At 53.7% G+C, this 1,008-nt stretch carries 1 protein-coding gene; it reads right to left on the bottom strand.

Annotation, left to right across the window (positions count from 1 at the left end):
* Window positions 1–1,008: baseplate J/gp47 family protein (locus tag Xbud_RS19050; RefSeq protein ID WP_099137538.1), on the bottom strand; the 1,008-nt coding region annotated here is incomplete at both ends.

The following is a 1,008-nucleotide window of genomic DNA, read 5'->3' as shown; positions in this document are numbered from 1 at the left end:
CCTGCAATGGCATATTGCAGTTCAGATAGTAATATGCGCCCGGAGCCATCCGGGTTACCGTTTTCAAACAGTACGTTATCAATCGCCTCATTAATACGCTCCGTCACATCGGTACTGCTATGAGAAAGGCCGTGGAGGGTAAAATCAAGCCGGAATTTTATCGGCGATAACACCCAGACTAAGGCAGTGACCGGTTGTAAGGTAAAAAGCGTATCAGCCACCCTCAGCTGATCTCCGGTGGCATGCACCGCATACGGTTCATGGGATGACACGCCATCTGTGCCGAGAGGAAAACCGCCATGCGCATTGTTATCACACATAATATAGACACCGACTGTTCCGGCCCCGGCCGCTCTCGGCCTGACCCAGACTCGGGTAATACCCGGCACAGAGAGCGCCCACTGCTTATAATCGTCATCAGAACCGCCCTGTGGGGTGCCCTGATAGGCGAGTAACATACGGGAACGAAAATCCGCTTCATTCTCAATGTCTGCCCCGCCCGTAATGGGCATAATTGCCGTCCCTTCAACATCAACCCCGGCCAGACTCTGATCCAGCGTTAATACCGCCCCCGCGGGGGCATTCCCTGCCGTACCGCCCCCCGAATCATCGTCGGTACTCTCCGGTAATAACGCAATCAGGCTGACATTCCCCTGTCCATTGGCCGCAATACGAATCTCAGTCAGAGTTTGATACTGATACCCATCCCCCCGGTTAAGTCTTGTCCCGGCCGGGATGATAGTCCCTGCCATCCCGGTAAACTGATAGTGCTCACAGTGAGCCGCTGTTGCCGGTTTGCGAAAAATCTTTTTTAACGCCGCCCATCCAGACAACCATTCATCCGTGGCCGTAAACGGGGTAGTCTGGCTGGCGATATAGTCAAGGTAACCGTAATGCAAGTGCGCCATGCCTGCATCCATATCTGCCAGTACGCCCATGTTGGAAAAGCGCAATAACGGGCCGGTTTCCTGTAATTCTGATTGTAAATAACTGCGGTTCTGTGCCCGG

Origin of the sequence: Xenorhabdus budapestensis, assembly GCF_002632465.1 — a bacterium.
In the GTDB taxonomy this organism is placed as follows: Bacteria; Pseudomonadota; Gammaproteobacteria; order Enterobacterales; family Enterobacteriaceae; genus Xenorhabdus; species Xenorhabdus budapestensis.
The sequence above is the reverse complement of the archived record's forward strand: the minus strand, read 5'-3'. Positions and strand labels throughout refer to the sequence as shown.